Origin of the sequence: Rhodopirellula sp. MGV (assembly GCF_002251265.1) — a bacterium.
Lineage (GTDB): Bacteria > Planctomycetota > Planctomycetia > Pirellulales > Pirellulaceae > Stieleria > Stieleria baltica_A.
Window position 1 is genome coordinate 80,419 of the sequence record NZ_NPDI01000029.1, and the last position, 18,573, is coordinate 98,991.

Sequence of the window (18,573 nt, forward strand, 5' to 3'; positions counted from 1 at the left end):
GAATTACCCGACGGTTGACATTCGCCAAAATCCGGCCGCAATCAGCGCCGGTCGTACGCGTGGCACCCAAACATTGTCGACAAAAATTCGTTGGGCGGCTGACAGTTCGCCATTGGGCAGATTCTCGCTGGGCGACTTGGAACTGTCGTAGTAGCCCTGCAGCTTCGCGTGGCCTCCCGCAGGCAAACGCTTGACGAAATTGGCGACTGCGTCAAACAGATATCGCGGCGGAATCTCAATGGTGACTGGCTCCACCGTCTGTTCCGATCCGACGTCGCCATCGGCTTCGTCAGCCAACGGTTCCGATTCGAGGTTCGCCTCGTCGTTTGCGCGTTCGATTTGTTTTCGGAATCGGTCCACTTCGTTGGCCAACCGCCAATCTTTGGGGACGATCAGCGTATTGTCGGACAGACACATCGGCGATTGGGTCACACAGAAAACGTCGTGCAACACGACAGCCGCCTGTGCGGTCGGTCGCGTCTGAAACTCGCGGACGAGAAACGAGAAAAGCACGTCGCTATTGATGGAAAATACGCAGTGCGTCAGCATTTCCAGCATCGGTTTTCCGCCGGAGCTAAATACCGATTCGATGTTGATTGCCATCAATTGTTCCCCGCTTCAGGCTTGCCCTAGACTTCGCAGTTTGACTGCTCTTTTCACCCTACCCGCATGGTGACGGTAGGGCGTCAACTTCTCGCCTTTCTGATTCGAATGATTCTCTGACATTGAAGCCTGCAACGGTAAAGGTCGATTTATCGATTCTGGGTAACGAATAAAACTAGCCGTCAGGAACCGTTTGATGACCAGCAGTGAGATTCAAGTCGACGTTGAGGAACGCTTTCAAAAAGCGATGGACTTGCATCGGGAAGGCGAGCTCACCGATGCCGAATCCCTCTATCAAGCGGTTTTGAAAGACGACCCGGATCATGCCGATTCGCTGCAGCTTTTGGGGGTGATCGCGGCGCAGCTTGGCGATTTGCCGTTGGCGGTCAAGCGTACCGAGCTGGCATTGTCGAAGTACCCCGACCAGCCTGTCACTTACAACAATCTTGGCAACATGCTGGTCGAACTCGATCGATTCGAGGAAGCGATCAGTGCCTACGAAAACGCGATTCAGCTGCGACCCGACTACTCGCAAGCCTCGTTGAATCTTGGGCATGTCCTTTGCCAGGCAGACAATCTGCTGTATGCCGAGCACGCGTATCGCAAAGTCACTGAGCTCGAACCGCAAAATGCTGATGGTTGGGATTCACTTGGCGACACGTTGCATAAACTGGGGCGTTCCGAGGAAGCGTTGGTCGCATTCTCCACGGCGGTCGAGGCGGCACCTGAGCGAGTAAAGATTCGTCACCGGCAGGGCATGGTTCTTCGATCACTCGATCGACTTGATGAAGCGGCGGAGATCTATCGCGAGTGCTTGGTGTTGTCACCGGAAGACCCCATTGCAAAGCATTTTCTCGCCGTTTGCGGTGACCAAACCGAAATGCCGGAGCGAGTTTCGAAAGAGTATGTGCGGGAAGCGTTTGACGAGTTTGCCGCAACGTTTGATGAAGTGCTCAAAGATCTCGAGTATTCGGTGCCAGAACGCTTGGGCGCATTGGCTCAGGAATTTGTCCAAGGAAGTGGCAAGCAAACCGCGGACATCGTTGACCTTGGCTGTGGAACAGGACTTTGTCAGCCCCACCTTGCCGAAGTCGCAAGTCAACTTGTCGGCGTCGACCTTTCCAAAGAGATGCTCGCCAAGGCGCAGCTTCGTGGCGGATATGACGAGTTGGTCCAGGCGGAGTTGACCGATTATCTGTCGACCTGCGGCCAGCCGTTTGACGTAGCGATTGCGGCTGATGTGTTTATCTACATCGGTGATCTCCGATCGACTTTCGAAGCCGCTTCGATGGCATTACGACCCAATGGTGGGCTGATCTTCAGCATGGAAAAAATGGATGAATCCGACCGAGATCAATCCCCCAACGGATACCGGTTAGGAACATCTGGACGCTATCAACACGACAAAACCGTGTTCTCGCAGTGGCTGTCAGAATCCGGGTTTGAGATCGAGCAGATTCTTGAAGAGCACGTGCGTAATGAAGGCAAGGTTCCGGTGACGGGATACCTTGTTGTGGCGACAAAGCGAGCGACCAAGTAAGTCGTCCTAGAAAGCTGTATCGCAATCCCTCTGCAATTTAAACCGCTGAAGTCTGATGAAACGAACCGACATGTTGCAAGCTCCGACACCGCGAACGCTGAACCTTGAAGACTCCAAGGCGATCCGCGAAGTTTTTGCCAACGCGGGCTATACGGAATCGGCGGTTCGCGAGCGATCGGGGTTACTCGTGCCACCACCGGCAGAGCTTACACCGCCTTCGGTGCTGGAAGCGTTTGCGGATCAAGACGATTTGTTTTGTTGCTTGGCTCAGTTGTTCTTCTTGGGGCGCACCCTTGATTCGGCAGTCGCTCGAAAGACTCTTCCGGCATCCTTTTTACGTCTGTGTTGCCGCTGTGGACTGCTGGAAGAGCATTCACTGAAGGTAACGCCACGCTCACTGGTCATTCCGGTCGGCGATTACTTGATGGCGTCAGACTTGCAAACGCTGGAAAGCCAAGACAAAGAAGGCTACGTTCCGACGCTGTGTGATGCGGCGTTGCACCTCAGTGCGGTATCGATTCGCCAACCGGTGAAACGCGTACTCGATCTGTGCGGTGGCTATTCGCTGCACGGCATGATGGCTTGTGAGTATGCGGAGAACGTGTATTCGACCGACGTCAATCCACGCGCGGAATTCTATGCCCGCTTCAACGCGTCATTAAACGGATACCGCAACCTGACTGCGGTGACAGGGGACATGCTTAGTGCGGTCCGTGGCAAGAAGTTTGATCTGATTCTAAGCAACCCGCCATTTATCATTTCGCCCGAATCACTTACAAGCTATCGGTTCAATCCGCTGGAGCTCGACGGGTTCGTGCGGACGATGTTTCAAGCGATTCCCGACTACTTAGAAGACGGTGGGTACTTCCAAACGATTTGCGAGTGGGTCGAAACCGAAGATGAAGATCCTGAGGAACGTTTGAGGGGGTGGTTCTTAGAAAATGGTTGCGACGTTTGGGTGTTGCCGGCTAATCGCCAATTGCCGTCGACCTATGCCGCCGCGACGCTTCGACAGTCGACGACGGATCGGAAGGAATTGCTCGAAAAGCAAGCCGAATGGGAAGCGTACTTTGCTGAAAAGAAGGTGAAAGCGATCCAAGGCGGCTTCATCTTTATGCGGCGACGCAATGGTGCAAATTGGTTTGACGTCACTCAATTGACCAAGCCCATTCGTCAACAAATTGGCGACGCTGTCCGCCAAGGGTTCCAAACCAGGGACTTGCTATTTGATCCCAGCGGTGATGCGGCGATCTTGAACAGTCGTTTGACGGTCGCTAAGGGAACCCGCATGGTGGACGAGTCATCGTTCAACGGGGTTCGCTGGGAAAACAATTCGATGGTGTTGCATGTTGACGAAGGAATTCCTGTATCGATCGGGATTGATCAATACGTCCGAAGTCTGCTGGCGAAGTTCGACGGTTCTCTGTGCGTGGCTGATTGTTTGGAGAGCTTTTCGAACCAAGTTGGCCTCCCGCTGGAGTCCGGTTTTGCACAAGGTTTGCAAATAACGAAGGCGATGATGCGGACTGGTGTCCTGTGCCGACAGGGTGTACGCGTCGTCGAGGACTCGACGTTCGTCAATCCAATTCGCGTTCACAGCCATGGAATACCGGCTCAGTCTCCGAAAGACACACCATTTTCCGACTGATCGTTAGCCAACCCGCCGGTCCGACCTGGGGTTTGAGACAAGCGTTGATCGATCGTTAAGATGTAGGTGCGGTTCCATCAATTACGCATCTCCATCGAATCATCATTTGTGCTATGTCGAGGCCCCCGGCTCGTTCCTACGCTCGCGATACCTCACTCGCTTTCTTTGCAGGTTTCTTGTTTCTTAACACGTTCGGTGTTTCGGGCAGTGTGCCAGCGTTCGCGGACGGGCCGCGGGTCGGTTGGCTGGATCTGGCGGAATCTCCTGAGGGGCCAGACCTGTTTCAATCGCGGGTGGTCGAATGGATTCCAGGGATCGAATCGCATTGTACGTACCAGCTGATCTTGAAAACGGATCAAGCGTTTGATGCCGCGAGGCGTTCCTGTAGCGGTGCCTGTGGGGGAACGCTACAGCTTCCGGACTCTTGGGTGCTGAATCAATCCAGTCGCGTTTATCTGGGCGTTGCCAATGGAACCAATCGGCCGGATCAGGACGGACGCCAAAGCACTTTGGCCAAGCTTGAGCGAGCGGAGTCACTCAAAACACTGCTTCCAACGATCAGCGAATCACAGTTGCCGAATGATCTCGTTGCAGGGATCGGTGAGAAAGGCGTCGTTTCGATTGCTGCTGACTGGAATTGTGATCTGCGACTGGACGCCGGGGAATGTTTTCAAGTGGCTATTGAAGAAGGAACCGGGGGCTGCGTACGGCAATCTGGCGATACGACGTTGCTCGTCAAGCTTAAATCTGATTCAGGAACTAATTTGCAATCGGCAACGCGTTTGACTCTGTCGGTTGCGGAAATTGGAACCGCGATTCGAAAAGAGTGCGTCGACCTGAGCCAAAAGGTCAGTGACGGGCTCGCGTTTGAAATGGTGTATTTGACGGGGCCGCACTTGGATGAAGCTGGATTGTTGGGGCAACTTGGCCCCGCAGTTCTGGCGGCGAGTCAAGCGAATTGCGAAGCGATCTTGATTACATTGCCTTCGCAGATCGAAGCGACATCTACATTAAAGGCGAAGCTCGGTCGGTTGGCTGCGATGTCGCCAATTCCAATCACAATCGAAAACGGGCAATGGTCTGAAAAGCAGATTGCGCTAGCGACCACAAATGCAAATTCGACTCAAAGCGAAGGTTGGCGGAAAGTCTTCCCGAGGGATCAATACCGGCTTGTTTCTGAGGTGCGTTTGAAAGAGGACGCAGGTCATGAATCTGCCGCGTTCGGAAATCCAGCGCCAGCGAGTGATGGTTTCACGGCAAGGGTTCGGGTGCCAAAGAAGGCCAAGTCGATCGAAGCGGAGTTTTCTGGTGCGAAAGGTCACAACGAAGGCGTGATCCGATTGCAAACATTTCAGAGTGAGCCGAAGTTCGCGATTTCACGATTGATCGATTCTGATCCAGAGCTTGTTCCGGACGTTGTTCGTAACGCGGCGAAGTCGCTGATTGGAAACGGATCGAGCGTCGCTTCATGGTGGTACAAGGTTTCAACTGACGGTCCCAGTCGTGCTACCGACGGACAGGCTACCGGAGGTCGTGCTACCGGAGGACCGGGGCTGCAAGTTTTCTTCGATCCTGACCGCGCTATCGCAGACGCTGCATCCTCGGACTTTGTCATCTGGGCGTTTTCCGAGTCGGGGTGGCGTTCCAATGAACCTTCGGCAATCGGAGAATACTTGGACGCATACCCAAAAGCAGATTGGATTCTAGTGCAGCGTGTTGACTTTGGCGGCGGTAGTCAACTTCAGGCACCGCGTTTTGTTCAAACGACCGCGATGCCACAATCTGCCGACCGATTGGATTGGAAACGACTTCCTGAACGCGAAACAAAGGCTGACATGCCGGTCGTTCACTTTCGCGCTAACGTGGGCGAATTCCACGAAGATGGTGTTGATGAGATTTGGCATCAGGTGCACGCTGCCGACAGTAGGTCCGTCATCGGAAACATCCGGTTGCAGTTTCCGCCAAGTGCCGAGACAGTGGCCCGAACATGGTTATGGTACTACGACCACGACACGTTGGACGCCGAGATTCAGCGTTTGGTGGAAGCGGGGATCACACCCGATGAAGTATTGGCTTCGATGCGATTGCCCGCCGATCGTCTTGACGATTTGGCCGCACGACGGCGCTATCTCTTGGCGCTCGATCAGCCGTCATTGCGAAAGCAATCACTTGACTTGATCGTTGAACAATGCGACTGGGTGGTGAAGCACTGTCAAAACCGCTTGAGTGCACTACGCGATGAAGGTGTGTTGCATGATGGCGAGGCTGCTGTCGAGGCGGTGCAGATTTATTCTGCTTGGCTGGCCGATGCGCTCTACCGTCGGGTTCGCGCGATCGGATACCGCGAGCTGCCCGAAGTTCTGGCCAAAAATCCGATTGCGGATTTGGAACTGCAGAATCAAGCGTACGAAGATGCATATCACCAATTGTCGGCAGTGGTTCCGATCAATGATTGGCGATTTGTGCTCACAAGAGTTCGCTTTGAACGTCGCCGGGGCAACGCCGCCAAGGCGTATCGTGTGCTTCTCGAACATGGTTACCAAGGCCCCGCAATCCCCTGGTATTTCAAAAAGGAACGTGATCTGTGGAGTGAAGCGGGAGACGAAGCGTTGCGACGAATCGGGTATTCGCGGTGGTTCCAAAGGCAAAACGGATTGCCAGTGACGCACTGATTCGCGTGAAGTCAGCTTTTTTGTGCTACCATTCACGCCCGCAATACGGAATAGGTTGGTTCAAAAAGTAGAAGTACTGGGATATGACTGCTGTACGCTGCGTCGTCACGCTCTTGTTTGCTCAATCGCTTTGTTTCGGCGTGTGTTCTGGCGACGAAGAAAGTGGCGATGAAATTGAACGTTGGGACCGTGTGGTTGCGATCCAATCGCCGGACTCCGAGAAACAGAAATCTGGCAAACTTTGTTCGGCATTCCTCATTGAAAACAAGGGTGACCTGTACCTGATCACGGCGGCGCACGCGAGCGAAGAAACGAATCAAAATAGCCGGGTTTTGTATCGCGATTCGAAAGGAAAGTCACAATGGGTGTCGCTGATGCTTTTGGTTCCGTCCGATGCGAATCCCTGGACGCTGCACAAGACATCCGACTTGGCGATCGCCAAATTGGCTGCGAGTGAAAAAGGGCAGCCGTATTTGTTGCAGTTGTCTGAGCTTGCGATGCCGCGAGATGTACTCGACGGCAGACTTCCTCGGCGGACGACACAAATTGAATCGGTGGGTTATCCGGTAGGGTTGGGAGCGGCGCCGCCGATGTCAGCGTTGGTGATCGTTGGGAACATCGCTTCGAAGGAACTGACGAGCAAAAACCGCTGGGGGAAAGAGCCCGTGATTTTTTCCACGCCCACGGTCGCCCAAGGTTGCAGCGGTGGTCCCGCTTTCGTCGTAGACGCGGAGACGGAGTCGTTCCAGATCATTGGCATGTACATCGGCGTGGTCGCTGATGAGAGTGGCGCCAAGTTATCAAAAATGGTTCCTGCGAGAGTGATCGCTGAGATGCTGGATCGTGAAGCCTGCGATACTCGCGAGCCCTCTGATGAATCGCGGCCAGACTAGAGCGGATGCCGAAGCGGTCTCGTATGGAATCGCGTTCGATCCCCCGCTGGGACAATTTCAACTTGTCGCTTAAAACAGTCGCTCAAGTTTGCGGTTTGGCCGGTTCGTGTGTGCGCTCATGCGTTCTCTAGCCCCTCTGGACGCAGCTTCTTGACACACATTTGCAGAGCGATCGATTATATTTCGACCTGCGAATCTGCACTCCCGCCTCTCCTTCCCCTCCAGGTTTGTCTTTTCGATGTCCGATCGTCCGTCGCAATCTCCCGAGACTCACGACGCCGGAACCAGTGCCGGTGATGCCAAAGTCCAAGCGAATCGCCAGATCCTGTTAGATGCCCAGGCATCCGGCCGACCGCTCAAGGCTTTTATCAAATTATCGGGACCAGGCTGGTTGCAAGCCGCGATCACCCTCGGCGGAGGCTCACTCGCAGGGGCACTGTTTCTGGGCGTGCTCGGCGGAACCAGCATGATGTGGTTGCAGCTGATGGCGATCATCATGGGCGTCATCATGTTGTCGGCGATCAGTTATGTGACCCTGTCGACGGGGCGTCGTCCGTTTGAAGCCATCAACAGCGAAATCAACCCGGCGCTCGGCTGGGGCTGGGTGATTGCAACGGCAATGGCCAACATTATTTGGTGTATGCCGCAATTCAGTCTGTGCTACGACGCGCTCGACAAAAACCTAGCCGCTGTTGCCGGCGGCGGACTTGGCAACGACAAAAGCACACAAATCGTTGTATCGATCATCCTGTTGTTCGCGGCCGGTTTTGTCGTCCTGTTGAACACGAAGCAGGGACGTGCGGCGAAGGCGTTCGACATCGTCCTGAAGTCGTTGGTAGGGATGGTTGTGATCTGTTTTTTCGGCGTCGTGATTATTCTTGCCGCCAAGGGACAGCTCGATTTCGCAGCGATCTTGGCCGGGTTCATTCCCGATCTATCACAATGGTCACAGCCGGCAGGCGAGATGGGGCCTGTCGTCGCTTCGCTGGAGCCGGCTGCGTCTGAGTTCTGGAGCGGCAAATTGGTTGACCAGCAACGGACGGTGATGATCGCTGCGGCAGCAACCGCTGTCGGTATCAATATGACGTTCTTGTTGCCATATTCGATGCTAGCTCGCGGCTGGGACAAGCCGTTCCGTGGGCTCGCCCGGTTCGATTTGTCGACCGGAATGGCGATCCCCTATGTTTTGGTGACCAGCTGCGTCGTCATTGCCGCCGCGGCATCGATGCACAACAAAATCGATGCCGAGCTATCGAGCGATCAGCTGAGTACGATGCACGCGAGTCCTTATTTCAAAGGCGTCGAAGGATCGTTACTCGCTCGTGTCGAGTTCGATTCGGACGCCAATGGCAGCGATCTGGCGGACGTGCAGTCGGCGATCGAATCTGCGAATGAGTCCGTCGGCACGAGCTTGTCACCTGATGATTCCGAAAAGGTCACGAAGGCATTACAGTCGGTCTCGGATGAACCGGCGCCATCTTCGCTGGACCTAATCAATGCGGTCGCCGGAATCCAGCCGGTGATCGAGTTCCCCGCGGTCAGCTCACTTCCTGAGGTGGTCGCGCTCAACCAGGCCGCTGAGCTTTCGATCGAAGAGAAACGAGTGGCCTTGGCGCTAGTCAAACGTGACGCGTTTCAATTGTCATCGACGCTAGAGCCACTGTTGGGGGCCAAGCTTGCCAACTTGGTTTTCGGGCTTGGTGTATTCGGCATGGGATTTTCGACGATCGTCATTCTGATGTTGATCAACGGATTCGCGTTCCGCGAGATGCTTGGCAAGCCCGATGGCACCGCCCCCTTTGTGATCGGCTGCTTGGTCGCCGGTTTGAGCGGCGCGATGTGGTGGAAGTTCTGGGCCGACCCAGATACCAAGTTCTGGTTGGCGATCTTTGCGAGTAACTTTGGCATGATGTTGCTGCCGATCGCCTACATCACGTTCTTCTTGATGATGAACAACAAGCGTATTCTGGGTGACGAAAAGCCGACCGGGGCACGAATGCTGATTTGGAACGTGCTGATGTTGTTCGCGGTCGCTGGCGCTGTGGTCGCCGCTTCGTCAGCGATCTACAACAAGATCAATGATCCGGTTGCCTTTCCTGCGGTGATGGGCATGTTGGTTGTCTATGGTATCGCTCTCGTGATCGGGTTCTTCCTGCGAAAGCCGTCCCCACCCGAAGCGGTATAACGGTTAGAGGGCCAGTTGGGATAACCGGAACAATCGACAGATTCGTTTCGGTTCCCTGATATCGCGCCACACAGTGCAGTCTGGTGATTCGAGTTGCAAGGTATTGCGCTCCTAGGGTTTTGCGAATGTTCCGCATACCCATCTTCGGCTGACCATGTCTGCACCGCCTATTCCTTGGAAACACATTCGCAATATCCTGGTGTTGTTCGCACCGCTCTGGATTGGCGCCGTGATCGTGTTCGGCTTTTTGGGCGGTGTCTACGCTCTGTTTTCGAAAGACGTCTATTCGGCGCGTCAGCCACTGGTTGTCCGTGATGAAGCAACGCGTGCGGTCGATCGATTGGGCCGTTTCGCGAGTCAGACGGAATTGAAAGCGGCACAGGAAACGATTTTGGAAATGGCCCAGAATCGCGAAGTTGTCGCCGCCGCACTTCGGCAAATCGGACCACCAGAAGGTGCAGATTCGGCGACTTGGCCGACGATCTCGGACGTTGACGGCGCGATTAAAAAGTCCGTCAACATTCTTGCCCCGCAAGGTGCTGAATTTGGCAACACAGAGGTCGTTTACTTGGCCGTCAAGGCAGAGTCACCCGAGCGGGCAATCAGTTTCTGTCAGGCGATGTTCGACAATCTGACCAAACACTTGCGCGACGTTCGGCGCGTTCGTGCGGACAGCGTGATCATTGAATTGAGCCATGCCCGTGATCTGGCGAAAGCCAACTTGGATCGCGTGGCATCGCAGATACACGAAATCGAAGTTCAGTTCGGTGCGGATCTCGGCGAGCTTCGAAAGTTGAACGACACCTACGGCGGTGACAGTAACCTGCGTCGAATTCTGGAGACAACCAAGGAACAACAGCGGGTTGCCGAATTGGATTTGAAAAAAATGCAAGCGCTGTATGACCTGTTGGTCGCCAGTTCGAAAGACCCACAACGATTGTTGATCAGTGGCGGTGATTTGCTGACCAGTCAGCCGTCCCTGCTGCGATTAAAAGACGGATTGATTGACGCCCAGTTGAAATCCAGCCAACTGTCAGGCGTCTACACGATGTTGAATCCAAAACGGAAGGCCGCGATCGCAACGGAACATGAAATCCGTGAGCGGATCATGCAGGAGACTGTTTCTGTGATTGCTGCGATGGAACCGTCGCTGAAACTTCAGCAGGTCGAACTGGACAAGCTGAACAACAGGGTCAACGATCTGTCGCGAAAGCTTGAGATGCTTGCCACCGCACGAACATCGTATGCCGAAATCGATGCGGAGTTGACGCAGCGTACCGAACAGCTTGCGGCCGCAGACCAGCGTCTTGCTGATGCTCGCGCCAATCGATCTGCTGCTTTGGCGACCAGTTTGGTTGCGGAGCTTGGGCCCCCACAGGTCTCCGAGAATCCACTCGGACCGGGGACAGTGACGACAACGATGGGTGCCATGATGGCGGGGCTGATCTTTGGGCTCGGCACGGTGTTTTTGATTGCCCCGGGGCCAGCACAGTCACACGGTCGTCGACGGTGGAGTGACCACGTGCAAACACAGAATCGTCGGGTCGGCGATCAGTCCGATCAATCGCGGCGTGCAACGGACCAGCGGCAATCTCATCCGATGACACGTAAAGATGACTTGGTCGCCAATTCGAGTTCGGTGACAAACCTGATCGAAGCACAGCCAAGTTCACCACGGCAAGTAGCTGCCTCCGAGCACCAGGACGTGGATCAAGGGACGGACACCGCGTCTTAGCCAACAGCGACACGGGCCACGCTACAGCAGTGGTCCGATGAAGTAATCTTCGTCGGGTGGCTCAAGTTCTTTATCGAACCAAACTGCGAGTCGGTCGTGATCGGATCGCTTGAACGAGTTTCGAGGAACCAGCATCAGTAGACGACCCTGGCGCAGCCGGACTTCTAAACCTGCCGTTGTCCAGCGAAAGTGTCGGAGCGCTTCGTTCGTATAACCGTAACAACTTTGGTAGGCAGCCCTGGAAAGAATCACGCAATCCGACGCAACGGAACATCGAAACTCGCCTAGGTCAGCCCGCATGATCGAGTAGAAGCAGGCAAAGATTAGCAAGACGCCGATGCCATAAACCACGATCCAGGTTGCCGGGAAGCGAATCAAAGACGCCGTGTTGCCAGTGTTGAGCCATGCGAGCGGAAAGAATTGTCCAAACACCAGTAGCGTCCAGACAAGCTGGATCAGCGCGACGGCCGACCAACGCTTGAATTGACGCGGTCGATCATTCAGATCATTGTCGCGCAATCGAAAGGTGACGTCGATTGTCTCGCTGGATCGAAGCCCTTGACGGATAAGCTCCAAAGGCACTTCTGAGTCCAGCGATTCGGAATCGGATAGCACCCTGGTAAAGTCACTGGCAACCAACCGAACCGACTCGGTTGCGAAAGGTAGCAACAACCGTAGCGTGTTACTTCGATCGTCAAATTTGGCCTGGGACTGATTCAAAAGGGCGGCGAGAACGCAGTGCCGGCTGCGGACGAAGATTGAACGTTTGGTGATGCGACCTTCGACGGGTTGTGCAAACGCAGGGTATCGCCGCCAGAATCGCCGATCGTCCCAAAGGCCGATGTTCGCAATCCAAGTGACTGCGAGCGCAAATGCCGCTGGCAAGATCAGAACAAACAACGAAGGCTGAAAGAGTGCCGCAAGTCCCGCCGACAAACAGGCGGTCACCATCAGCCAGACGAAGTAGACCTGTTTTCGATCGTCCACCATCCGGGATTTCAGCCCATCGCGTGACCAATCGCTGTTGAACCAGCTGCCGCTTTGCAGCGGATCGCTTTCGTCTTGAAAGCGCTTTTCAAGCGGCGTTTCGATCTCAGGCGGTGGTGCGAATGGGTTGATCGAATCAGGCATGCGGCAGGGCGGCTAGCGAACATGATGGCAGCAACGTCATGTTGTGCCATCGAAAGGGCGGTTCAGTGTACGCTGATAGAAAAATCGCCGCTGATGTTGGAGTGCGAAACTTTGGATCTGATTGGAATTGGAGTGTCCGTATGGGACAGTATTTGTCTGGTGCCAAGCCTGCCTGCGCCGGGTGAAGTCGTCCGTGCAGAGCGGTTGGTCGAAGGGATTGGGGGTGGCGTGACGGTGGCGATCGCGATGGCATCGCGTCTGGGCTGTCGGGCCGGAATGGTCGATTGCGTTGGCGACGATTCCTCAGGAAAAGCGATCATGAGCCGCCTCAATGTCGAAGCAGTGAACACGGATTTGATGCAAGTTTTGCCCGGTGGAACCACTTCGGTTGCGTCAATCTGGTCCGACTCGAGAACCGCCGAACGCACGATTGTGTTTGTGCCCGGTACCGCTTGTGACAAAATCAAATGGCAGGAAGCAATTTTTGAAGCGGTCGCAAAGGCCCGAGTGCTTCATCTCAATGGACGACATCCAGAGATCTGCCATGCCGCGGTTGAGGTCGCAAAAGCGAACCGCACGCTTGTCTCGTTCGATGGTGGTGCCTATCGCTATCGCGATGAAGTCGTGCCGCTGATGCGAGCGTCGGACGTCGTGATTGTTGCGCGGCAGTTTGCCGAATCACATTTCGAGGCCGTCACCAAGCGCGCCGCGGTCAGGCAAAATTTGGCGGCACTGACAGCTTTCATGGCCGAAGATCTACGCTGCGAAGTCGTAGGCGTGACGGACGGTGCACGCGGAAGCCACTTTGTATCGAGTGCGGGAAAAAGCTTCGATCAACCCGCAATCGGGAGCGACGAGGCTTTGGATACGACTGGCTGTGGCGACACCTTTCACGGCGCATTTCTAGCCGGGATGTGCCAGGGTCAGGATTGGGCCAGTTGTGCGCAGCTAGCGGCGGAGGTGTCCGGAAAAAACGCGGCTGGTGTCGGTGGCCTGTCTTACCAGCCTTCCGGCAAAACAGAATGAACTACCAGCCCATCACCATGTTGGACTCGATCACCTTTCGGGCCTGTTCCAAGTCGCTACCCGTTTCCATTCGGTACAACCGGATCGCGTTGACTTTGTCGCCTGCGGAGCGATTGAGGCATTCGCGAGCGACCAAGCACGGATCCAGTGTCGTGTTCGTCAATCCCAAAGCGCCTTTGCTGATCACCCAGGTATCACGTGGACGCTTCGTCAATCGAATGACTTCGTCGTTGGGGTAGGCATCGAAAACGACATCGCGGGCGGCCTGTTCGTGTTCCGCCCAGGTGATGATGATGTGTGAACTCGTTTCGATTTCGAACAGGGGCATCGTCTCACCTTGTCATGGTGCGGCCATCGGGAAGTTACAAACCGAGCTTTGTCGGGGATTAGTTGTACTACGTTCTCTAACGTCTTATCGGTTCACATTCGTGCCTTTCAAGCACAAAAAACCGAAGGCGACGGCACAACCCGCGACAATCCCCCAGTGCGTCGTGTTCATTTGACTGATGTACGAGCTTAATTCGTTGCTGAAGTCACGGAAGAGTGAGCTAACCGATGCAACCAGCAGAGGGAGACCAGACATGTGTGGATGGCGAAGTTAGAGGGTTCAAATTGGTTGCCCCAAAAAGATTTCTAAGCGAGCAACTTTAGGTTGTGCTTAGCGGCGCTGCTCTGAAAAGGCGGTCTTTCTCGGGGTTTCCCGACTTCGTCGCCAACTGCGTTTTCAGTGAATGGTGTACAGCGAAAAAAAACGGACAGGGAACATTCAAGAAACATTTACAATACGCCGAAGCTTGGTCTTGCAGCGGTATTCCTCAGCGATATAATCCCGCACCTACGAAGTTGAGAGTGGCAGTTGTTCACCTCTCAAACTTCGGCGCGGTAGCTCAATTGGTTAGAGCCCCGGACTGTCGATCCGGAGGTTGCGGGTTCGAGTCCCGTCCGCGTCGCTGGCTGTTAAAGCCCCCAAAACACTCAGGGGCTTTTTTCTTGCGCACGGCATCGTCCAGTGCAGGGAAAGCTGAAAAGACGCTCGCGTTTTTCGCTTGCACCACAAATCAAACCCCAGGTTGAGAACGTCATTGTTCTTGAACCGAAGGCGCGGTAGCTCAATTGGTTAGAGCCCCGGACTGTCGATCCGGAGGTTGCGGGTTCGAGTCCCGTCCGCGTCGCTCAAAGCTCCGATTTCGATCGGGGCTTTTTTCGTTTCGGGGCATTCGCTCCACAGCTCAGCGATCGTATCGGCGTCGAGTCGATCGTCGCGCGGGGCGCCGAGGGGCAGCTGTTTTTCGGCAAACCGTTTCGGTCTTCCCGAGTTGGCGTGATCGGCGAAGTGAACTTATCATCGATCTCCGTAATGACTCGCGAATCACGTTCGCAGCCTGTGGGGCGCATGCGCGTCGCAAGATTGACGAATGCCGGACCGCGTTCCCGATTCAAGTTGCGAAACTAGAATCGCTGATTCGGATACTCTACGACGTCGAATGAACTGCCGATCGCGGCAAGGACTGCTCATCAAGACCGACACGAGTTTCAAGCATCCTTCTTCGGTGTTTACAACGGTGCGTCTCATTCGACTCGGTCAGATTGCTCTTGTCTTGTGCGGCGTGGATGATTCGTACTACGAGGACGGTTTCATCGGAGACGCGAGAGAGAATCTGATGATTGGGTAATCGTTTGAGTCGCCATATTCGAAGCCATTGCGTTTTTGGCGAGTTGAAGAATCCGTCGCAGGCGACACCGATGAACGGCATTTCGGTGAGCAGGCTGAATGCGCAGTTGTCGCTTCATTCAGCGGGGCCACCATCGTTTACCAGCCGGCGCCGTTCTTCCCAGAACTTTGAATCCATGGCGATCGAATCTCCGCTTTCGAGGCCTTCGACTGCGAGGCTCTCCAGGGCAGCGGCTTGGTCTTGCAGTGCTGCCGGCAAAGAGGCTCTGGTGAGTTGGTCTTCTCGAATGAGCATCCGGATAGAGTCGTTGGCATCACCGCAGCTGGCACGTTCCGCGAGAACTGCTTGGATCAGCGTCTCGGTTTCGCCGGTTATCTCGATATTTATTTCAAAGTCCTTTGCAAAAGATGCCCCGAAAGTCGGTTGGTGTACCACGATCCCGATTGCCCAGCGATCCACCCGGGTTTGGTGCCTTGGGATGCGCTGCCAATGGCAAGCCAATTCAGAGCCGCACTTGTCGAAGTATGCCGTTGCGATCGTTTGGCGGTGATGAAAACTGGCGACCTGTTGCCTTGTGTGCTCTAGCATCGAGTTCGAACGACCGGAGCACGAGGTCTTGTCGAAGAACTTGGGCCAGGCCCAAACTACGTCACGCCACACCGAATCATCGATTCCAAGTTACCCCAGAATCCTGGCAAACGATTTCGGGACCATCGTTGGTCCACTCACCTTTGGCCGAAGGCTCAATCATCGTAGCCTGCTTGTCGACGCATGCCGTTGCGGTCGATTGGCGGCGATGAAAACTGGCGACCTGTTGCCTTGTGTGCTCTAGCATCGAGTTCGAACGACCAATGCACGAGGCCATGTCGAAGTACTTGGGCCAGGCCCAAACTACGTCACGCTACACCGAATCATCGATTCCAAGTTGCCCCAAAATCATGGCAAGCGATTTCGGGGCCATCGTCGGTCCGCTCAACTTTGGCCGAAGGCCTCAATCATCGTAGCCTGCGGCAACGCCGCAGGAACATCAATGCAAAGCCAACGATTGGCCGAAGGTCAATTTCACCCGGTGGTTTTCGGGCGTCGCCCTTGGAATCCAGCCGGAAAAGGGATTGAAGGAATGAGTAATCGTTATCCTCAAAACTGTACCAACGCCCCGGAAAGACGATCAATCGACCAAAACGAGTCCGCGTACCTTTTGTGACTTTCCGGCAGAAGGCCAGCGACCGTTTGTTGCACTTCGAGAGTCGTGGTTCCAATACACCTTGCTTTTCTGGATGATGGATGGCACCATCCATTAATTATCGATACCCGGGCTGCACGTCGCTATCACCGACGAAGACAGCCTGGGGATCACCTTGGCAAGAATCGCTCATTTCCCTCGACGCCGAACTGAGTGGTGCCGCGACCGCACCCCGTTCTCATCCTGCACGGTAGTCACTTTGTTTTTAGCAGGCTGTTGCTTAAATCGAATCTGTCGTCAACGTCTCCCTACATCGGGGCCAACGCGAAAAGCGATGTGGCCCTTTCGATTGTCTCATGCGAAGGAAAAATGCGGGACTCACATACGGATGCTTTTCAACGAGTCAGCCATACACGTCATCAGCAAGTTTCCGAGTGAACCACGCGTCGGTGTTTTCGATCGATGCACTTGGCGAAATCATCTCATTCTCGAATGCGATGACCCGTTCACTATTGGCAATCCTTCGAGGCCAATCGGGTGTTGCCAGCGCGGCGCGTCCGAGCGCAATCAAGTCAGCGTGTTTGTCAAGGATCACGTCATCAGCGAGATCCGGATCAGCTAGCCCACCGTTGGCGATCACTGGCAGTCCGGTAATCCTGAGAGCCATCGTAGAAAGCGGCTCTCGCTTGTCTGAACTCGACTCGCGGAAACCGCGGCCTTCGCCAGCCACATGGATATAGCTTGCTCCAGCCTCAGCAAGTGCTACGAAAAACGTCTCGGCGACGGACTTTCCACCCCAGCGATAGTTGAAGTCGTTGACTTTTGCCTCCGAAACGCGCACTCCAACCACGAAGTCAGCGGGTGATGAATCGCGAACAGCGGCAACTATCTCTGCCGGGTACCGAATCCGTCCCGATGCTGATCCGCCGTACTCATCATTCCGGCGATTGGTGTATTCGGTGATGAACTGGTCAAGCAGATAACCGTTTGCAGCGTGAATCTCCACTCCGTGGAATCCGGCGTGCCGTGCGCGTCTTGCCGCTGATACAAAGCCCTTGCGAACTTCCGCTAGGTCAGTCGTCGTCATGGCCGAAGGCAACCGATACGGACCGCTGCCCTCGTATTCTCGCATCATTTCGCCGAGCGGCGGAACGGCGGACGGTGCGATGATGCGATGATGCGACCGGGTTCCCGCTTTTGCGACAACGCGCCCGCGTGCATCAGTTGCATGATGGCCAAACTCCCGTGATCGGAGATCGCAGTGGCGATCGGCACCCAGGAGTTGGCTTGCCGCCGATTGGCGATACCAGGCTGGCGGTCGTAGCCCTGGCTGCCATCATTGTCCGTATAGGTCCCCTCTGTGATGACGATTGCAAAGCCACCGCGAGCAAACTCGCAGTAGTAACGTTTCATGCGATCCGTCGCGAGTCCGTCGACGCTGGCACTCACGCGGGTCATCGGGGCGACTGCCAGACGGTTGCATAGCCTGTGCCCGAACAGTTCGACAGGGGAAAGAATTGGCCGTGGTATACTCGACATGTTGAACTCCTAATCAATTTCGGTTTTTAATCAGCAAAGTGCGTCCGCTAATTTGTCGTGTTTACCTGACGAGTTCCTCCAAACCGGGATCACCTGCCGGACGAGGTCCCAACGGCCAATTGAATTTGCGTTCGGACTCTTCGATCGCATAGTCGTTGATGCTGGCTTCACGGCGACGCATGAGTCCGTCGTCATCGAATTCCCAGTTCTCGTTCCCATAGGCCCGGAACCAATTGCCGTCGGCATCGTGGTACTCATACTGGAAACGCACGGCAATGCGGTTGTCGGTGTAGGCCCACAACTGCTTCGCCAGACGATACTCCCGCTCCTTCTGCCACTTTCCGGTCAGAAACTCGATAATCTGTTTGCGACCTGTGACAAACGTGGCTCGGTTTCGCCATTGGCTATCGATCGAGTAGGCCAGTGAAACTTTCGCAGGGTCGCGGGAGTTCCAGCCATCCTCGGCTGCTTGCACTTTTTGGATGGCTGTTTGGCGAGTGAACGGCGGCTTAATGTCGGTTGGCGTTGGCACGATGGGCTCCATTGAAAAAAAAAATACCGGTGGTGATGGTTCGGCGTTGAAACTGAGTTCCTTCGAATGCGACGAAAACTCTCGAGGGCGTGCTACTCGTTGTTGCTTTTGCTGAGGACGGGCAGTTCGAGTTGCTCCGCTGGTGGAAAATCGACTTCAGGAAGCCGTTCGATTGGTTAGCGTCGCTCGCTAATTCGTTGGCCTTTCTCTTAG

The 18,573-nt window shown here is 54.9% G+C and carries 14 protein-coding genes and 2 tRNA genes; 9 read left to right on the top strand and 7 right to left on the bottom strand.

Going from position 1 to position 18,573, the window contains the following annotated elements; genetic code table 11:
- Window positions 1-3: 3 nt before the first annotated feature.
- Entirely contained in the window at window positions 4-603 is a 600-nt protein-coding gene (locus CGZ80_RS10520; protein WP_094414101.1) for a hypothetical protein, read from the bottom strand.
- A 196-nt stretch (window positions 604-799) separates the two neighbouring features.
- Here CGZ80_RS10520 and CGZ80_RS10525 point away from each other — a divergent pair, with 196 nt between their 5' ends.
- The 6 genes from CGZ80_RS10525 (at window position 800) to CGZ80_RS10550 (ending at window position 11,276) form a co-directional block, all read left to right on the top strand.
- A complete protein-coding gene (locus tag CGZ80_RS10525; RefSeq protein WP_143543850.1) occupies window positions 800-2,143 on the top strand; it encodes a tetratricopeptide repeat protein in 1,344 nt (447 codons plus the stop codon).
- 55 nt (window positions 2,144-2,198) lie between these two features.
- Window positions 2,199-3,791, top strand: a complete 1,593-nt coding sequence (locus tag CGZ80_RS10530; RefSeq protein WP_094414105.1) for a methyltransferase — start codon at window positions 2,199-2,201, stop codon at window positions 3,789-3,791.
- Window positions 3,792-3,904: 113 nt separating this feature from the next.
- Window positions 3,905-6,463 carry a hypothetical protein gene (locus CGZ80_RS10535; protein WP_094414107.1) on the top strand — a complete coding sequence of 853 codons (2,559 nt, stop codon included), beginning with the start codon at window positions 3,905-3,907 and terminating at the stop codon, window positions 6,461-6,463.
- Window positions 6,464-6,546: 83 nt separating this feature from the next.
- On the top strand, window positions 6,547-7,356 hold the full coding sequence (locus CGZ80_RS10540) for a serine protease (protein ID WP_094414109.1): 810 nt from the start codon (window positions 6,547-6,549) through the stop codon (window positions 7,354-7,356).
- Window positions 7,357-7,594: 238 nt separating this feature from the next.
- Window positions 7,595-9,541 carry a divalent metal cation transporter gene (locus CGZ80_RS28595; RefSeq protein WP_233148353.1) on the top strand — a complete coding sequence of 649 codons (1,947 nt, stop codon included), beginning with the start codon at window positions 7,595-7,597 and terminating at the stop codon, window positions 9,539-9,541.
- Between the two features lie 154 nt (window positions 9,542-9,695).
- Window positions 9,696-11,276, top strand: a complete 1,581-nt coding sequence (locus tag CGZ80_RS10550) for a hypothetical protein (protein ID WP_094414111.1) — start codon at window positions 9,696-9,698, stop codon at window positions 11,274-11,276.
- A 21-nt stretch (window positions 11,277-11,297) separates the two neighbouring features.
- Here CGZ80_RS10550 and CGZ80_RS10555 read toward each other — a convergent pair whose 3' ends face one another.
- The gene (locus CGZ80_RS10555) at window positions 11,298-12,407 is read right to left on the bottom strand and encodes a hypothetical protein (protein WP_094414113.1); all 1,110 of its coding nucleotides are present in this window, start codon (window positions 12,405-12,407) and stop codon (window positions 11,298-11,300) included.
- A 93-nt stretch (window positions 12,408-12,500) separates the two neighbouring features.
- Here CGZ80_RS10555 and CGZ80_RS10560 point away from each other — a divergent pair, with 93 nt between their 5' ends.
- Window positions 12,501-13,433 carry a carbohydrate kinase family protein gene (locus CGZ80_RS10560; RefSeq protein ID WP_158222646.1) on the top strand — a complete coding sequence of 311 codons (933 nt, stop codon included), beginning with the start codon at window positions 12,501-12,503 and terminating at the stop codon, window positions 13,431-13,433.
- Between the two features lies 1 nt (window position 13,434).
- Here the strand turns inward: CGZ80_RS10560 and CGZ80_RS10565 are convergent, their stop codons facing one another.
- Window positions 13,435-13,761, bottom strand: a complete 327-nt coding sequence (locus CGZ80_RS10565; RefSeq protein ID WP_094414117.1) for a DUF6793 family protein — start codon at window positions 13,759-13,761, stop codon at window positions 13,435-13,437.
- A 548-nt stretch (window positions 13,762-14,309) separates the two neighbouring features.
- Here CGZ80_RS10565 and CGZ80_RS10570 point away from each other — a divergent pair.
- Both CGZ80_RS10570 and CGZ80_RS10575 read left to right on the top strand, forming a co-directional pair.
- A tRNA-Asp gene (locus CGZ80_RS10570) sits at window positions 14,310-14,383 on the top strand.
- Window positions 14,384-14,531: 148 nt separating this feature from the next.
- Window positions 14,532-14,605 (top strand) — tRNA-Asp (locus tag CGZ80_RS10575).
- 615 nt (window positions 14,606-15,220) lie between these two features.
- Here CGZ80_RS10575 and CGZ80_RS10590 read toward each other — a convergent pair.
- The 4 genes from CGZ80_RS10590 to CGZ80_RS10610 all read right to left on the bottom strand — a co-directional run bounded on the left by CGZ80_RS10590 (window position 15,221) and on the right by CGZ80_RS10610 (window position 18,360).
- Window positions 15,221-15,694 (bottom strand): hypothetical protein, encoded by a 474-nt coding sequence (locus CGZ80_RS10590; protein ID WP_143543851.1) that lies wholly within the window; start codon window positions 15,692-15,694, stop codon window positions 15,221-15,223.
- Window positions 15,695-16,692: 998 nt separating this feature from the next.
- The gene (locus tag CGZ80_RS28255) at window positions 16,693-17,424 is read right to left on the bottom strand and encodes a hypothetical protein (RefSeq protein WP_198953667.1); all 732 of its coding nucleotides are present in this window, start codon (window positions 17,422-17,424) and stop codon (window positions 16,693-16,695) included.
- On the bottom strand, window positions 17,421-17,828 hold the full coding sequence (locus tag CGZ80_RS28965; RefSeq protein WP_198953668.1) for a hypothetical protein: 408 nt from the start codon (window positions 17,826-17,828) through the stop codon (window positions 17,421-17,423). The genes CGZ80_RS28255 and CGZ80_RS28965 overlap by 4 nt, the downstream gene beginning before the upstream one ends.
- 61 nt (window positions 17,829-17,889) lie before the next feature.
- Window positions 17,890-18,360, bottom strand: a complete 471-nt coding sequence (locus CGZ80_RS10610) for a DUF1348 family protein (RefSeq protein ID WP_094414151.1) — start codon at window positions 18,358-18,360, stop codon at window positions 17,890-17,892.
- Window positions 18,361-18,573 lie beyond the last annotated feature (213 nt).